Source organism: Pseudomonas sp. SYWMCR5 (assembly GCF_057197165.1).
Genome location: NZ_JBXUNH010000001.1, coordinates 792,178 through 806,528, shown reverse-complemented (window position 1 = coordinate 806,528; position 14,351 = coordinate 792,178). Strand labels below are relative to the sequence as shown.

12 protein-coding genes are annotated in these 14,351 nt (G+C 64.6%); 5 read left to right on the top strand and 7 right to left on the bottom strand.

Annotated elements, in window-relative coordinates; genetic code table 11:
* Positions 1-3 precede the first annotated feature (3 nt).
* Positions 4-1,638: a 5-guanidino-2-oxopentanoate decarboxylase gene (locus AC2CGW_RS03815; RefSeq protein WP_186667346.1), complete on the top strand. Its 1,635-nt coding sequence runs from the start codon at positions 4-6 to the stop codon at positions 1,636-1,638.
* A 15-nt stretch (positions 1,639-1,653) separates the two neighbouring features.
* On the opposite strand, the gene AC2CGW_RS03810 is transcribed toward AC2CGW_RS03815, so the two are convergent.
* Entirely contained in the window at positions 1,654-2,577 is a 924-nt protein-coding gene (locus tag AC2CGW_RS03810; protein ID WP_186667271.1) for an AraC family transcriptional regulator, read from the bottom strand.
* Positions 2,578-2,779: 202 nt separating this feature from the next.
* Here AC2CGW_RS03810 and AC2CGW_RS03805 point away from each other — a divergent pair, with 202 nt between their 5' ends.
* Together AC2CGW_RS03805 and AC2CGW_RS03800 are read left to right on the top strand one after the other, a co-directional pair.
* Positions 2,780-3,073, top strand: coding sequence for a putative quinol monooxygenase (locus AC2CGW_RS03805; RefSeq protein WP_186667270.1), 294 nt, complete (start codon positions 2,780-2,782; stop codon positions 3,071-3,073).
* 109 nt (positions 3,074-3,182) lie between these two features.
* Positions 3,183-3,416: a hypothetical protein gene (locus tag AC2CGW_RS03800; RefSeq protein WP_065862393.1), complete on the top strand. Its 234-nt coding sequence runs from the start codon at positions 3,183-3,185 to the stop codon at positions 3,414-3,416.
* Here the strand turns inward: AC2CGW_RS03800 and AC2CGW_RS03795 are convergent, their stop codons facing one another.
* From AC2CGW_RS03795 to bglX, 6 genes are all read right to left on the bottom strand, one after another.
* Positions 3,417-4,022 carry a flavin reductase family protein gene (locus AC2CGW_RS03795; protein WP_186667269.1) on the bottom strand — a complete coding sequence of 202 codons (606 nt, stop codon included), beginning with the start codon at positions 4,020-4,022 and terminating at the stop codon, positions 3,417-3,419. It abuts the gene before it with no gap.
* 118 nt (positions 4,023-4,140) lie between these two features.
* Positions 4,141-4,584, bottom strand: coding sequence for a heme utilization protein (locus AC2CGW_RS03790; RefSeq protein ID WP_484573559.1), 444 nt, complete (start codon positions 4,582-4,584; stop codon positions 4,141-4,143).
* Between the two features lie 492 nt (positions 4,585-5,076).
* The gene (locus tag AC2CGW_RS03785; protein WP_186667267.1) at positions 5,077-6,396 is read right to left on the bottom strand and encodes an MFS transporter; all 1,320 of its coding nucleotides are present in this window, start codon (positions 6,394-6,396) and stop codon (positions 5,077-5,079) included.
* Between the two features lie 279 nt (positions 6,397-6,675).
* Positions 6,676-8,013, bottom strand: coding sequence for a sigma-54-dependent transcriptional regulator (locus tag AC2CGW_RS03780; RefSeq protein ID WP_186667266.1), 1,338 nt, complete (start codon positions 8,011-8,013; stop codon positions 6,676-6,678).
* Positions 8,007-9,764: a sensor histidine kinase gene (locus tag AC2CGW_RS03775; protein ID WP_186667265.1), complete on the bottom strand. Its 1,758-nt coding sequence runs from the start codon at positions 9,762-9,764 to the stop codon at positions 8,007-8,009. Before AC2CGW_RS03775 ends, AC2CGW_RS03780 begins: the two co-directional genes overlap by 7 nt.
* A 116-nt stretch (positions 9,765-9,880) precedes the next feature.
* Positions 9,881-12,172 carry a beta-glucosidase BglX gene (gene bglX / locus AC2CGW_RS03770; protein ID WP_484573558.1) on the bottom strand — a complete coding sequence of 764 codons (2,292 nt, stop codon included), beginning with the start codon at positions 12,170-12,172 and terminating at the stop codon, positions 9,881-9,883.
* Positions 12,173-12,374: 202 nt separating this feature from the next.
* Here bglX and AC2CGW_RS03765 point away from each other — a divergent pair, with 202 nt between their 5' ends.
* Together AC2CGW_RS03765 and AC2CGW_RS03760 are read left to right on the top strand one after the other, a co-directional pair.
* Entirely contained in the window at positions 12,375-12,992 is a 618-nt protein-coding gene (locus AC2CGW_RS03765; RefSeq protein ID WP_426352825.1) for a TPM domain-containing protein, read from the top strand.
* Between the two features lie 103 nt (positions 12,993-13,095).
* Positions 13,096-14,304 carry a class I SAM-dependent methyltransferase gene (locus tag AC2CGW_RS03760; RefSeq protein ID WP_426352826.1) on the top strand — a complete coding sequence of 403 codons (1,209 nt, stop codon included), beginning with the start codon at positions 13,096-13,098 and terminating at the stop codon, positions 14,302-14,304.
* Positions 14,305-14,351 lie beyond the last annotated feature (47 nt).

Below are 14,351 nucleotides of genomic sequence, written 5' to 3'. Positions count from 1 at the left end.
ATGATGGCAACCTGTGGCGAAGTACTGGTCAAACTCCTCGAAGGCTATGGCGTAGATCATGTGTTCGGGATTCCCGGCGTGCATACCGTAGAGCTCTACCGCGGGCTTGCGCGCTCGTCGATCCGTCATGTCACGCCGCGCCACGAGCAGGGCGCCGGCTTCATGGCCGATGGATACGCGCGCACGCGTGGCAAGCCGGGGGTGTGCTTCATCATCACCGGCCCCGGCATGACCAACATCACCACGGCCATGGGCCAGGCTTATGCCGACTCGATCCCGATGCTGGTGATCTCCAGCGTGCAGTCGCGCAATGCACTGGGCGGTGGGCGCGGCAAACTGCACGAGTTGCCGAACCAGTCTGCGTTGGTGGCCGGCGTTGCCGCGTTCTCCCAGACCTTGATGAGCGCCGATGACCTGCCCCAGGTACTGGCCCGTGCCTTCGCCGTGTTCGACGGTGCCCGGCCACGCCCTGTGCATATCGAGATCCCGCTGGATGTGCTGGTCGAGCCAGCCGACCACCTGCTGCAGGCTCGACCGGTACGCACCAGCCGTGCGGGCGCCGCGCCACAGGTCGTGGCGCAGATGGCTGAGCGCCTGGCCAAGGCCCAGCGCCCGCTGATTCTCGCCGGTGGTGGGGCGCTGGCGGCAGGCGATGCCCTGGCGCAGTTGGCCGAGCAGCTCCAGGCACCGGTGGCCCTGACCATCAATGCCAAGGGCCTGCTGCCGGCTGCCCATCCGTTGCAGATCGGTTCGACCCAATCGCTGCCCGCAACCCGCGCCCTGGTTGCCGAGGCCGACGTGGTTCTGGCCATTGGCACCGAGCTTGCCGAAACCGACTACGACGTGACCTTCAAGGGCGGTTTCGAGATCCCTGGCGGCCTGCTGCGCATCGACATCGATCCGGACCAGACCGTACGCAACTACCTGCCTGAGCTGGCGCTGGTCGCCGATGCCAAGCTGGCTGCCGAAGCCCTGGTTGCGGCGCTGGCCGAGCAGCCTGCGGTGCGTGACCAGCGCTGGGGCGCTGCCCGTGCCGAGCGTCTGCGCAACGACCTGGCCGCTGGCTGGGACCAACCGACCCTGAGCCAGACCCGCCTGCTTGCCGCGGTGCTGGAAACCTTGCCCGATGCCGTGCTGGTGGGCGACTCGACCCAGCCGGTCTACACCGGCAACCTCACCCTCGACCTGGACCGTCCGCGTCGCTGGTTCAACGCTTCGACCGGCTACGGCACGCTCGGTTATGCCTTGCCGGCGGCGATGGGCGCCTGGCTTGGCAGCGCCGAAGTGATGGCTGAACGGGCCCCGTCGGTATGCCTGATCGGTGACGGTGGCCTGCAGTTCACCCTGCCGGAGCTGGCCAGTGCAGTGGAGGCACAGGTGCCGCTGATCGTCCTGCTGTGGAACAACCAAGGCTACGAAGAGATCAAGAAGTACATGGTCAATCGCGCCATCGAGCCCGTGGGCGTGGACATCCACACCCCGGACTTCATCACCGTTGCGCAGGGGCTGGGTGCGGCGGCCGAACATGTCGGCGATGTGGCGCAGTTGCAGGCCGCGCTGGCGCTGGCGGTGGAGCGCAAGGGGCCGACCCTGATCCAGGTGGACCAGGCTCAGTGGCAGGCAGCGGTGGCTGGCTGAGGTACTCGCGCGGGGTCAACCCGCGCTTGAGCGCAGGCGCGCCATGTCACGAATCGGCGGCGCGCCGTACAGCCGACTGTACTCCCGGCTGAACTGCGACGGGCTTTCATAGCCCACCCGATACCCCGCCACCGCAGCCTCCAAACCATCGTTGAGCATCAGCCGCCGGGCTTCCTGCAGGCGCAGTTGCTTCTGGTACTGCAACGGGCTCATGGACGTCACGGCCTTGAACCTGTGGTGCAAGGTCGAGGTGCTCAGGTTCACTTCCCGGGCCAGCTCTTCGATGCGCAGCGGCAGGTGAAAATGCTTGTTGAGCCAGGTGATCGCCTGGCTCACCCGGTGCGTCTGGCTGTTGGCCAGGGCAATCTCGTACAGGCGATGCCCCTGCGGCCCGCGCAGCAGGCGGTAGAGGATTTCGCGGCGAAACAGCGGGGCCAGCATCGGGATGTCGCGCGGGGTATCGAGCAAGCGGACCAGGCGCAGCAAGGCATCGAGCAGGTGGGCATCGGTCTTTTCCACATACAGCCCAAGCCCGGACTGCACGTTGGGCACCAGCATCGGGCCGCTTTCGGCAATCAACTGGCTGATCTCCGCCGCGTCCAGGTCGATCCGCAGCCCAAGCACAGGGTTTTCCGGGCTGGCGTCGAGCCTCACCCGACTGATCGGCATGGTCACCGACACCACCATGTAGTGCAGCGGGTCGTAGGCATACTGCTGATCGCCCAGGAACAAGCTCTTGCTGCCCTGGGCCATGACGCAGAGAGCCGGCAGGGCCAGGCCCGGCTTCGAACGGATGTTGTCTTCGTAACGCGACAGGTATAGCTGCTCGATGGCCGTCGGTGGTCCGTGGGGGTCGCCTGCGTGCCTCAGGATCAGGTCAGCGAGTTCCAGGCGCTGGTTTTCCAGGGTCGGGTCGAGAGCGGCAAGGGCAGTGGTCATGATCGAATTCCTTCAGGGACCGGGCCAGCATAGATTTGGGCAACATCCGGCGCTAGCCAAATGCTGCCGACCGATTGCCTGATCCTGCATTGCGACAGGATCAGGCAATCGGCAGACAGAAATGGCCTAACGCAGGGTGCGGGCGAGCACCTAATCTTGGCAGCCTGGCTTTTCCGTCCCGCCTGCTTCAAGGAGATCGTTCATGACCTTGCATCAACCGGTCACACACTTGGCTTTCATCCGTGCCAGCAGCGGTCGTTCGGTGGAACTCGGCATGCGCCTGCGCGACCTGCTCGAGCCTTCACTGCGCAGCCCCGGCTGCCTGGCATTCACCGTCCAGCGCTCCCAGGTTGACGCCGACCTGTGGCTGCTCAGTGGTAGCTGGCAGGACCAGCAGGCCCTGCGCGGTTACTTCGCCTCACCGACGCTCGAGGTGTTCGGCGATCTGGTGCAGGAGCGGGTGGTGGCGAGCATGGACCTGCAGACCTTTGATTGAGGGTTGGTTGGGGGGCTTTTTCGCGGGCACGCTTGCCCACGAAAAGGCCACTACCGTAACGCCTGCTGCAGTAGAATCCCGCCCCTCGATCAACAGCTGGAGCACAGCAATGGCACGCAGAGAATTCCCGGGCTTCGAAGCCGTTTCGGCGATGGTCCCGGTCGAAGGCGGCGGCTACCACGCGGCAATCGCGGTCAAGGCCCTGCACATGGGTGGGGCACCGCGCTTTCACAAAGTTCTGGAGGGGCAGGTGTTCAAGTCGGCACTGGCCGCTGACGAGGCGGCCTGTGCCGAGCTCGAACGCCTGCAGGGCGTCGGTGAAGAGGGCGAGCTGGCCTGGTGATCAGGCCAGCGGGCGGCGCATCTTGAACAGGTTGCCCAGCTCGAAGTAATCCGCCGGGCCACCGCCACGAAGGATCGGCTCGGCGGCAGCCGTGTCGTAGATACCCTCCTTGAGCAGGTGGTCGGCGATATGCACGGCCACCACCTCACCCAGGATCAGCCAGCTGGGCACCAGCTCCTGATCGGCGCGCTTGAGCTGAATGATCTGGCTCACCTTGCACTCGAAGTTCACCGGGCTTTCGCCCACCCGCGGCACGCTGACCACTTTCGAGGGGCTCGGCGTCAGCCCGCTCAGCTCGAATTCGTCGATATCCGCAGCCACTGCCGCGCAGCTCTGGTTCATCTGCTCGGCCAGCGGGCGCGTGGCCAGGTTCCAGACGAACTCGCCGGTCTGTTCGATGTTGTTCAGGCTGTCTTTGCGCCCGACGCTGCAGAAACCGATGATCGGCGGAATGTAGTTGAAGGCGTTGAAGAAGCTATAGGGCGCCAGGTTCAGGCGACCTTCGCGATCATGCGAGGAGATCCAGCCGATGGGCCGGGGGCCGACGATGGCGTTGAACGGGTCGTGGGGCAGGCCGTGGCCTTGGGCGGGTTCGTAGTAGTACATCTGCGCAGGGCCTTGGCCCTTCCTCTGGGACGGACGAGGCGCCTAGTGTGCCAAGCCTTGGGCTGGCTGGGAATGATCAAGCCCGGCCAAAGCCGGGCTGGGTGACACGCATCAGTGATCAGCTGATGCGGTGGGCGTTGGTGCGGTCAAAGCCGTCTTCGGCGAAGCGTTGGCCGCCAGTGCGGTCGAAGCCATCTTCGGCGAAGCGTTGGCCACCGGTGCGGTCAAAGCCATCTTCGGCGAAGCGTTGGCCGCCGGTGCGGTCGAAGCCGTCTTCGGCGAAGCGTTGGCCACCGGTGCGGTCAAAGCCATCTTCGGCGAAGCGTTGGCCACCGGTGCGGTCGAAACCGTCTTCGGCGAAGCGTTGGCCGCCAGTGCGGTCGAAACCGTCTTCGGCGAAGCGTTGGCCGCCAGTGCGGTCGAAACCATCTTCGGCGTAGCTGGCCGATTGGCTTTGTACAGCGGTGAAGGTGTGGGCGTTAGTGCGGTCAAAGCCGTCTTCTGCGAAGGCGCCTGCGGCGAAGACGGAAAGGGCCAGGGTCAGGATCAGTTGGTTTTTCATGATTGTTGCTCCAGTAGATTCAAGGGGGGTTTGTTCTTGCTATGGATCTCATGCTACGCCGATTAATTTGATTAAAAAGCGCAAAAAACTGCATTTATGAATCGAATTTATCGATGTGTTTGTGGTGGTGAAACCTTGAGCTCATCAGGCTTCAGCCCTGCGGGTTCGCACGGGTGGCAAAGGTTTCTTTCAGTGTTGCCAGGATGCATCTGGCCAATTAATGGTGGGTTAAAGGATTGACCGTTCGTCGTCCCTACCTGGAGGATGTGGTGGTAAACGCCCCAACTGCGGATTTATTCCCCGATCGAGTGCTTGACCTCTAGCTGACTTGAGGTTGCATTGCTGTCGTGATGGCAGTGCTGTCGGCACCGGTCGTCGCTCGTACCGATAGCCGGAAGGTTTTCATCGATTGAACGATCGGTCAGGCGCTTACAAAAAAAGGGGCGCCCCGTTATCCGGAGCGCCCCTTTTTGCTGTGCCGCGAACGCAGAATCAATCAGTGGTGATGCGCGAGTGCTGCTTGGTGTCCTTCATGGTCGCGTAGACCAGCAGCGAGCAGGCGATGCAGCCGGTGACGTACCAGTAGAAACCGGTTTCCATGCCGATGCTCTTGAACCACAGAGCCACGTACTCGGCAGTGCCACCGAAGATCGACACGGTCAGGGCGTAGGGCAGGCCGACGCCCAGGGCGCGGATTTCGGTGGGGAACAGCTCGGCCTTCACCACGGCATTGATCGAGGTATAGCCGCTGACGATGATCAGCGCCGCCATGATCAGGAAGAACGCACCCCACCAGGTCTGGATGGTGTGCAGGGTGCTGAGGATCGGTACGGTGAACAGGGTGCCCAGCACGCCGAAGGCGATCAGGATCGGGCGCCGGCCGATCTTGTCGGACAGCCCGCCGATCACCGGTTGCAGGCACATGAACAGGAACAGGGTGGCCGCCGAGATGGTGGTCGAGTCACTGATGCTCATGCCCACGGTGTTGACCAGGTACTTCTGCATGTAGGTGGTGTAGGTGTAGAAGGCCAGGGTGCCGCCCATGGTCAGGCCGACCACGGTCATCAGCTCCTTGGGATGGCGCATCAGGGTGCGCATCAGGCTTTCCTTGGACTTCTCTTTCTTGGTGAAGGAGGCAGTCTCTTCCATGCCGCGGCGCAGGTACAGCGCAACCACCGCGCACAGCGCGCCGATCACGAAGGGAACACGCCAGCCCCAGGCATACAGTTCTTCGGTGGTCAGCACATTCTGCAGGATGATCAGCACCGCCAGGGCGATGAGCTGGCCGGAGATCAGGGTGACGTACTGGAAGCTGGAGAAGAAGCCACGGCGTTCCTTGCTGGCCATCTCGCTGAGGTAGGTGGCCGAGGTGCCATATTCACCGCCAACCGACAGGCCCTGCATCAGGCGTGCGATCACCAGCAACACTGGCGCGGCGACACCGATGGTTTCATAGCCAGGGGTCAGGGCGATGACCAGCGAGCCTGCACACATCAGCAGTACCGAAGCCATCAGCGCAGCCTTGCGGCCCTTGCGGTCGGCGTACAGCCCCATCAGCCAGCCGCCGATCGGGCGCATCAGGAAGCCCACGGCGAAGATCGCGGCGGTGTTGAGCAGTTGTGCGGTGGTGTCGCCAGCGGGGAAGAAGGCTTTGGCGAAGTACAGCGAGAATGCGGCGTAGACGTACCAGTCGTACCATTCGACCATGTTGCCGATCGAACCGCTGAAGATCGACTTGAGACGACTGGCGGTGGTTTTTTCCGCGGCGGGCGCAGTGGCCGCCCCGGCGGGCAGGGTGGTGGCGTTATCCATCAGGGATACCTTCTCGTTGTTTTTGTGAGGCGCGCGGGACCGCGGCTTGAGAAGGGTTTTGCAGAAGGTGTGCCAAATGAGGGCGCAACGATCCGAATGAGGTGTCGGCTGCCCCATTCACGGGCACGCCAGCGCCACAGAAGCGCGATGGATCAAGGCCTGCACTGTATCCGTAGGAGCGGGCTGGCCCGCGAACAGCCGCGCTGCTCATCCCGGCCGAGTGCAGGCCATATGAGCGGTAACCCGCCTATTGGCAGCTTTTGATCGGCAAGATTCCGCTCATTCGCGCTCGATAAAGTCCTCGCGCATCAGGCCATGGCGCTGCATTTTCTCGTTCAGTGTCCGCCGCGGCAGTTGCAGCGTTTCCATGACCCCTTTGATCTCGCCCTTGTGCTGGCGCAGCGCCGCACGCAGGCACTGCAGCTCGAACGCCTCCATCTGCTCGCTCAGCGACTGACCGCCCGGCGCCACCTCGATGCTCGATGAATCCAGCCCCAGCGCATGGCGCTCGGCGGCATTGGCCAGCTCGCGCACATTGCCCGGCCAGTCATGGGCCAGCAGTTGCGCCAGCTGCGCACCTGAAAGCGGCGGGGTGCTGCTGCGCCCCAGGCGCTCGGCGGCGGTACGGGCGAAATGTTCGAACAGCAGCGGAATGTCCTCGCGCCGCTCGCGCAGCGGCGCCAGACGCAGTTCGGCGACATTCAGACGGTACGCCAGGTCTTCGCGAAACCGCCCGGCGCGGGCCTCGTCGAGCAGATCGGGTTTGGTCGCGGCGATGATGCGCAAGTCGACACTGATGCTCTGGTTGGCACCCAGGCGTTCGAGCTTGTGCTCCTGAATAACCCGCAGCAACTTGGCCTGCTGGGCCAGCGGCATGCTCTCGATCTCGTCGAGAAACACTGTGCCGCCGTTGGCATATTCCAGCTTGCCGATGCGCTTGCCCTGGGCACCTGTGAAGGCGCCGCTCTCATGGCCGAACAGCTCGGCCTCGAACAGGGCTTCGGGGATAGCCGCGCAATTGAGGGCGACGAAGGGTTTGTCGGCGCGCGGGCCGAAGTCGTGCAGGCAGCGCGCCACGCGCTCCTTGCCGCTGCCGGTCTCACCGCGAATCAGCACATTGACTGGCAATCCCGCCAGCTCCAATACCTGGCGGCGCAACTGCTGCAGGCCCTGGGACATCCCCAGCAGGGTCGCCTGCAGCCGCTCCTTGAGGTCGGCCTGCTGGTGCAGCGCGCGGTTTTCCAGCACCAGTTGGCGCTTGTCCAGGGCGCGGCGCAGACTGCCCAACAAGTGCTGCGGGGTGAAGGGTTTTTCCAGGAAGTCGTAGGCGCCGTTGCGCATGGCCTCCACTGCCATCGGCACATCGCCGTGGCCGGTGAGCAGGATCACCGGCAGGTCGGGATCCTGTGCCTGCAGGCGTTCGAGCAGTTGCAGGCCATCCATGCCCGGCATGCGCACATCGCTGATGACCACGCCGGGGAAGTGTTGCGGCAGTTGTGCGAGGCAGTCTTCTGCGCGGGCGAACAACTGCACGCTGAAGCCGGACAGGCTCAGCCACTGCTCCACCGCAGTGCGGATGCTGGCTTCGTCGTCGACGACGATCACTGAATTCAACATGCAGGCTCCAGGTCGCGGGGCAGGGTAAGGCTGAAGCGGGCACCGCCAGGCAGGTTGTCGACCTGCAGCTGGCCGCCGGCTTCATGGACGATGCCATAGGAAATTGCCAGGCCCAGGCCCAGGCCTTCGCCCACCGGCTTGGTGGTGAAGAAGGGATCGAACACGCGGGCCAGGTCGGCATCCTTGATGCCGCCACCGGAGTCGAGCACGCTCAGGTGCCAGCGTTCGTCCTCGGCTTCGATGCGGATCTCCAGACGTTTGTAGCGCTTGTCGGCCATGGCGTCGAGGGCGTTGTGCAGCAGGTTGATCAGCACCTGTTCGAGGCGGATCGCATCGCCGCGCACCCAGGCAGGACGTGCCAGGTACAGCGCCACCTCGACCTGCTCGCCGCGAATGCGGGTGTCGAGCAGGTGCAGGGCCTGGTCGACCACGGTGGCCAGGTCAAGACGCTCGCGCAGCCCACCTGGGCTATTGCGTGCGAAGGTCTTGAGGTGGCCGGTGAGGGCGGCCATGCGCGTGAGCATCTGCTCCAGCGGCTCCAGCGCCTGGCGCGCCTGTTCGTGGCGGCCATGGTCGAGCAGCAGGCGCAGGGTTTCCAGTTGCATGCGCTGGGTGGTCAGCGGCTGGTTGATCTCATGGGCCAGCGCCGCCGACATCTGCCCCAGCGCCGCCAACTTGGCCGACTGCACCAGGCCTTCCTGGGCGGTGCGCAGCTCGCGGGTGCGCTCCTCGACCAGGCGTGTCAGCTCTTCGCGGCTGCGCTGGCGCAGGCGGGCGATGCGCAGGCGCTGGCTGACGAACAGCACGGCGAACACCAGGCTCAGCCATACGGCTGCGCCAGACAACGCCGCGTTGCGGGCATCCTCGCTGACCTGCGGCTTGCGCAGCAGGTGCAGGGTCCAGCCCTCGGTGCTCAGCGGCAGGCTCTCCCACAGATAGTCGGCGCTACCGTCCGGCCCCTGCACGCGGCTGAAGGTGCTGCGTTCGTCGAAGCGGGTCAGCAACTGGTGCTGCAGAGGGACCAGCGGCTGCTTGTCGTACTGGCGGGTTTCGGCCAGCTCGGCGCGGTCTGCGGCGGTCAGCGGCTGCAGCTCGCGGTAGCGCCAGCCGTTCTGGTTGGCGATGAAGATGATCCCGCGCGCATCGCTGACCAGCAGGATGTCGCTGCCCTGGCGCCATTCGCGTTCAAGCTCGGGGAATTCGAGCTTGACCACCATGGCACCGAGGAAGCGCCCGTGCTCGTCGTTCACTGCGCTGGACAGGAAATAGCCCGGCACGCCGCTGGTCACGCCGACGGCATAGAAGCTGCCGGAGCCCTGGCTGCGGGTCTGCTTGAAATAGGGGCGAAAGCCATAGTTGGAGCCGACGTATGTGGTCGGCAGGCGCCAGTTGCTGGCTGCCACGGCCAGGCCGGTGCGGTCGAGCAGTTCGAGGGTGGAGGAGTTGGCGGCGCCGTTGATGCGTTCGAGCTTGCGGTTCAGTGCATCCTGCAGCGATTCGCCGACCGGGCCGCGCAGGGCGTCGATCAGCTCCGGGTCCAGCGCCAGGACGGCGGGCAGGGCGCGGTAGCGTTCGATCAGCGTATGCAGGCCGTTGGCGTAGAGGGTCAGTTGCTCGCTGGCCCGGCGTGCGTCGGTCTGCATCGCCTGGCGCTTGGCGTGGTGCATCGCCCAACTGGCGCTGAGGGCAGTGCCGACCAGGATCAGCAGAATGATCAGGGCCAGGCGCAGGGCGCGGAAGGGTGAGGGCATGGTGCGGGTCCGGGCGTTCTGTTTAAGGTGCCGGCCCCTTCGCGGGTAAACCCGCTCCCACAAGAGCACATGTGGCCCTGTGGGAGCGGGCTTGCCCGCGAAGGGGCCGCAGCGGTCTACAGCAACTCGAAGCTCTGCTGCTGCACGGCCAGCGAGTCCAGCCCGACCTGAACGTTGAACTGCCCAGGCTCGGCCACATGCTGCAGCTGGCCATTGTAGAACTTCAGGTCATCCTCGCTGATGCGGAAGGTCAAGGTGCGGGACTCGCCCGCCTTGAGCAGCACCTTCTGGAAGTTCTTCAGCTCTTTCACCGGACGGCTCATCGAAGCGCTGACATCCTGGATGTACAGCTGCACAACGGTTTCGCCATCGACCTTGCCGGTGTTCTTCACCGTCACTTCGGCCTGCAGGTTGTCACCCCGCTTGAGCGCGGTCTTCGACAGCGCAAGGTCCGAGAGCTCGAAGCTGCTGTAGCTCAGGCCGTAACCGAACGGATACAGCGGGCCATTGGGCTCCTCGAAGTACTGCGAGGTGTAGTTGCCCGGCTTGCCCGGGGTGAACGGGCGGCCGATGCTCAGGTGGTTGTAGTACATCGGGATCTGCCCGACCGAACGCGGGAAGGTGATGGCCAGCTTGCCGGACGGGTTGTAGTCGCCGAACAGTACATCGGCGATGGCGTTGCCGCCTTCGGTGCCGCTGAACCAGGTTTCGAGGATGGCATCGGCCTGCTCGCGCTCCCAGGCAATCGAGAGTGGCCGGCCGTTCATCAGCACCAGCACCAGGGGTTTGCCGGTGGCCTTCAGCGCCTTGATCAACTCGCGCTGTACCGCCGGAATCTCCAGGGTGGTGCGGCTGGACGACTCGTGGGACATGCCGCGCGATTCACCTACAACCGCCACCACCACGTCCGATTGCTGGGCGGCCTTGACCGCTTCATCGATCAGCACGGCGGCCGGACGCGGATCGTCGATGATTTCCGGCGCCGCGAAGTTGAGGAAGTTCAGGTAGTCGAAGATCGCCTTGTCGCCGGTGACGTTCGAACCCTTGGCATAGATGACCTTGGCCTTGCCTTCGGTGGCGCGACGCAGGCCTTCGCGAACCGTTACCGAGTGTTCGGGGCGGCCGTCGGCGGCCCAGCTGCCCATCATGTCGATCGGGGCATCGGCCAGCGGGCCGACCAGGGCGATGGTGCCGGCCTTCTTCAGCGGCAGGGCCTGCTTCTTGTTCTCCAGCAGCACCAGGCTGCGGCGGGCCACGTCGCGGGCGGCCTCACGGTGCAGGCGGTCGTCGCCGTAGTAGTCCTTGAGGTCGGTCTCGGGCTTGCCGATGCGCACGTAGGGGTTCTTGAACAGGCCCATGTCGTACTTGGCACCCAGCACTTCGCGTACCGCCTGGTCGAGCTCGGCCTGGGTCACTTCACCGGACTTGAGCAGCCCCGGCAGCTCCTGGCCGTAGAGGGTGTCGTTCATGCTCATGTCGATGCCGGCCTTGATCGCCAGCTTCGCCGCTTCGCGGCCGTCGCGGGCCACGCCGTGGCGGATCAGCTCCTGGATGGCGCCGTGGTCGCTGATGGTCACACCCTTGAAGCCCCACTCCTTGCGCAGCAGGTCGTTCATCAGCCAGGTGTTGGAGGTGGCCGGCACGCCGTTGATCGAGTTCAGCGCCACCATCACTCCGCCCGCACCGGCGTCGAGGCTGGCGCGGTAGGGCGGCAGGTAGTCGTTGTACATTTTCGGCAGGCTCATATCGACCGTGTTGTAGTCGCGCCCGCCTTCCACTGCGCCGTACAGGGCAAAGTGCTTGACGATGGCCATGATGCTGTCGGGCTCGGCCGGGCTCTTGCCCTGGAACGAGCGGACCATCACCTGACCGATCTTCGAGGTGAGGTAGGTGTCCTCGCCGAAGCCCTCGCTGGTGCGGCCCCAGCGTGGGTCGCGGGCGATGTCGACCATCGGCGCGAAGGTCATGTCCAGGGCATCGGCCGAGGCTTCGATGGCCGAGGTGCGGCCGACCTTGGCGATGGCGTCCATGTCCCAGGTCGCTGCCAGGCCCAGGCTTATCGGGAAGATCGTACGTTCACCGTGGATGGTGTCGTACGCAAAGAACATCGGAATCTTCAGACGGCTGCGCATGGCGGCGTCCTGCATCGGCCGGTTCTCCGGCGCGGTGCGCGAGTTGAAGGTCCCGCCGATGCGACCGGCGGCGATCTCCTCGCGGATCTTTTCGCGCGGCATTTCCGGGCTGATACTGATCAGGCGCAACTGACCGATTTTCTCGTCGACGGTCATCTGGCTGATCAGATGGTCGATGAAGGCCCGCTTGTCTTCCAGGGGCGGTGCGGAGGTGGCGGCCACGGCCGCCTGACTGGCAAGGCCCATGGCCAGGCCCAGCAAGGACAGTTTCATCATCAATTCCGTTGTCGAGTGGTTCGCTCGCGGCCGATTTTTCGGACGGCTGTTGTTGTCTGGCCCGCTGGCGGTGTAACAGGTCGCTCCCCCATCCTCCCGCGGTCGCCGCGGATTATGCCTTATAAGTGGGGCTCGATGAGATACACTCTCGCCGACCGCGTGCCGGGCTAACAACTATAAGAACGATCGAGAGACCGAAGGCATGACCCTTCTCAATGAATACGAACAACGCCAGGTTGCCGAAGCCATTGCCCGTGCCGAACAGCGCACCGACGCGGAGCTGGTGACGGTGCTGGCGCGCCACGCCGATGACTATGCCTACCTGCCGTTGTTGTGGGCTGTGCTGCTGGCGCTGGCGCTGCCCGGGTTGGTGCAGGTGCTGCTGGGGTGGCCTGGGCTGCGTGGGCTGCTGGTGGCCCAGGTGCTGACCTTCATCGCCTTCAGCCTGTTGCTGCGCAACCCGCGCCTGGCCGGCTGGCTGGTCCCTCGGATGCTGCGCCACCGCCGTGCCGCCGCTCTCGCCCGGCGGCAATTTCGTGAGCAGAACCTGCAACGCACCGAGGGCGCCACCGGGGTGTTGATCTTCGTCAGCGAGGCGGAGCGCTATGTGACCATCCTGGCCGACGAGGGCATCGCCCGGCACCTGGACGAGCGGGTCCGTGCAGAACTGGTGGCGCGGTTTACCGCTCACGTCTGCGCGGGACGCACCTTGCAGGGGTTCGTCGAATGCATCGATGCGTGTGGCGAGTTGCTCAGCCAGCACCTGCCGCCGACGCGGCGGCGCAACCAGTTGCCCAACCAGTTGCTGATCCTGGATTGAACAGTGTGTGGCGGTGCAGGCCGACGATGGGGCCCGCACAGCCACTCAAGCCTGCAAACCTGTAGAATGCCCGCCATTGCGCATCTTGAGGCACCCCCTTCCCATGTCTTCCTCCACCCCCGCGGCGGACGCCCGCGCCCAGTTCCTGACCTTGCTGGGCGATGCCCTGCAGAGCGAAACCCTGACCAAGCTGGTCCTGGCGCGCCATGTCGGTGCCGACCAGAGCCTGCAGCGGATCATCGCCAAGCCTGTACAGATCAAGGGCCAGCCCTGCCTGTCGCTGGTCTACCGTCACCAGACCCGCGACATCACCCGCAACCTGCCGCGGGATCAGGCCCAGGCCCTGGTCGCCGAATTGCTGCCGGAGAGCTTTCGCAATGCCCACCTGTTCACCGCCGAAGGCGAGGTGCAACTGGGGTTCAGCAAGAAGGGCAAGCCGCTGTTGCAGCGTCACAGCACCCAGGTGCCGCGTGAGGCTGCGGCGAGCGGGCATGATCGCGAGAAGAAACGCTACCTGGAACTGTCGCGGCCATTTCTGCGCGATCTGGGCGTGACCGACGCCCAAGGTGCGCTGATTCCGTCGATGTCGCGCAAGTGGAAGCAGATCAACAAGTTCATCGAGGTCTTCGAGCATGCCCTGGGCAGCGCGCCGCTGGCGGCGGACCAGTTGCTGCGCGTCGCCGACTTCGGTTCGGGCAAGGGCTACCTGACCTTCGCCATGCACGACTACCTGCGCAATTCCCTCGGGCGCGAGGCGCAAGTGACCGGCGTGGAATTGCGCCCCGACATGGTCGAACTGTGCAACGCTGCCGCGGCGCGGCTGGAGCATCCTGGCCTGGAGTTCCAGTGCGGCGATGTGCGCAGCGTGGTGCCCGATGCCATCGAGGTGATGATCGCGCTGCACGCCTGCGACATCGCCACCGACTACGCCATCCATACCGGTATCCGCTGCGGCGCATCGATCATCATGTGCTCACCGTGCTGCCACAAGCAGATCCGCCCGCAACTGCACAGCCCAGGGCTGTTGCAGCCGATGCTGCAATACGGCCTGCACCTGGGTCAGCAGGCCGAGATGCTCACCGACAGCCTGCGCGCGTTGTACCTGGAAGCCTGTGGCTACGAGACCAAAGTATTCGAGTTCATTTCGTTGGAGCACACCAACAAGAACAAGATGATCCTGGCGGTCAAGCGCAGGCAGGCGGCGGATAACAGCGCGCTGCTGGAGAAGATCGCCCAGCTCAAGGCTTTCTATGGAGTGCAGGAGCATTGCCTGGAGAGCCTGTTGCGGGCGGATGGGCTCATTGCCGGCTGAGTATTGCCAGGCCCTGTGGGAGCGGGCTTGCCCGCGAAAAGCACACC

Excerpts from the sequence above, each read along its gene's own strand:
- AC2CGW_RS03815 (WP_186667346.1), top strand. The coding sequence starts at position 4 with ATGGCAACCTGTGGCGAAGTACTGGTCAAACTCCTCGAAGGCTATGGC.
- AC2CGW_RS03810 (WP_186667271.1), bottom strand. The coding sequence starts at position 2,577 with ATGACCACTGCCCTTGCCGCTCTCGACCCGACCCTGGAAAACCAGCGC.
- AC2CGW_RS03805 (WP_186667270.1), top strand. The coding sequence starts at position 2,780 with ATGACCTTGCATCAACCGGTCACACACTTGGCTTTCATCCGTGCCAGC.
- AC2CGW_RS03800 (WP_065862393.1), top strand. The coding sequence starts at position 3,183 with ATGGCACGCAGAGAATTCCCGGGCTTCGAAGCCGTTTCGGCGATGGTC.
- AC2CGW_RS03795 (WP_186667269.1), bottom strand. The coding sequence starts at position 4,022 with ATGTACTACTACGAACCCGCCCAAGGCCACGGCCTGCCCCACGACCCG.
- AC2CGW_RS03790 (WP_484573559.1), bottom strand. The coding sequence starts at position 4,584 with ATGAAAAACCAACTGATCCTGACCCTGGCCCTTTCCGTCTTCGCCGCA.
- AC2CGW_RS03785 (WP_186667267.1), bottom strand. The coding sequence starts at position 6,396 with ATGGATAACGCCACCACCCTGCCCGCCGGGGCGGCCACTGCGCCCGCC.
- AC2CGW_RS03780 (WP_186667266.1), bottom strand. The coding sequence starts at position 8,013 with ATGTTGAATTCAGTGATCGTCGTCGACGACGAAGCCAGCATCCGCACT.
- AC2CGW_RS03775 (WP_186667265.1), bottom strand. The coding sequence starts at position 9,764 with ATGCCCTCACCCTTCCGCGCCCTGCGCCTGGCCCTGATCATTCTGCTG.
- bglX (WP_484573558.1), bottom strand. The coding sequence starts at position 12,172 with ATGATGAAACTGTCCTTGCTGGGCCTGGCCATGGGCCTTGCCAGTCAG.
- AC2CGW_RS03765 (WP_426352825.1), top strand. The coding sequence starts at position 12,375 with ATGACCCTTCTCAATGAATACGAACAACGCCAGGTTGCCGAAGCCATT.
- AC2CGW_RS03760 (WP_426352826.1), top strand. The coding sequence starts at position 13,096 with ATGTCTTCCTCCACCCCCGCGGCGGACGCCCGCGCCCAGTTCCTGACC.